Below are 1,028 nucleotides of genomic sequence, written 5' to 3' on the forward strand. Positions count from 1 at the left end.
CCGGGTGGACCCTCGGTGGCTCGCGGCGCGGGCCCCGGGGGACGTGATCGAGGTCCCCGACGCACGACGGCTCAGGCGGCGGTTCACCGTGGTGTCCGCGGGGGCCGACGGCGTGCTGGCGGAGGGCGACCGCAACGCGTGGGTGCGCGACGGGACGCTGATCGACTGCGACTTCGAGCACACCCGGGTCCGCGGCATCTCCGCTGTGCCGCGCCGGATCCGCGTCCACCGAGGGGACCCGATCCTGCTCACCGTGGACATGGAACCGGTGGAGCCGCCGCGGTCCGGCGAGGAGATCCGACTGGGGTGCGCGCTCCCCGCGGTCGTGGAGGCCCTGTCGGTGGGGGACCGCGTCCTGTTCGACGACGGAGTCATCTCCGCGGAGGTCGTCGCGACCTCGATGCCGGGTCAGGAGGGTGGGCCCTGGGCCCGGCTGGAGGTGGTGCGCTGCCGCGAGGGCGGCCGATGGCTGGGGTCGGAGAAGGGCATCAACGTCCCCGGGCTGGAGGTGGACACCCCCGCACTGACCGACGAGGACCGGCAGTGCCTACGCTTCGCGTCCCGGCACGCGGACATCGTGGCGCTGTCCTTCGTGCGGACGAGGGGGGACGTCACCGACGCGGTGGAGGCGCTCCGGGCGGAGCGCGCGGAATCGGGGCGGGAGCTGGGGTTGCTGCTCAAGGTGGAGACCAGGCAGGCCTACCGCGCGCTGCCGGACCTGGTGCTGGAGGCCATGCGCCACGACCGGATCGGGGTGATGATCGCGCGCGGTGACCTCGCCGTCGAGATGGGATTCGAGTCGCTCTCGGAGATCCCGCGCAACATCACGCTGATGTGCCAGGCGGCCCGCGTTCCGGTCGTGCTGGCGACGCAGGTGCTGGAGTCGCTCGCGAAGACCGGGATGCCGTCCCGCGCGGAGATCTCCGACGCGGGCTCGGCGCAGCGGTCCGAGTGCGTGATGCTCAACAAGGGGCCCTACGTGGCGGAGGCGATCGAGACCCTCGACGCGATCCACTCGCGGATGGGCC

At 73.0% G+C, this 1,028-nt stretch carries 1 protein-coding gene; it reads left to right on the forward strand.

Annotated features, from left to right (window positions below):
• Positions 1-43: 43 nt before the first annotated feature.
• Positions 44-1,028, forward strand: a 985-nt coding sequence (locus G6018_RS04150; RefSeq protein WP_347237790.1) for a pyruvate kinase, incomplete at its 3' end; no start/stop codon positions are given.

Origin of the sequence: Dietzia sp. DQ11-44 (assembly GCF_014145205.1) — a bacterium.
In the GTDB taxonomy this organism is placed as follows: Bacteria; Actinomycetota; Actinomycetes; order Mycobacteriales; family Mycobacteriaceae; genus Dietzia; species Dietzia natronolimnaea.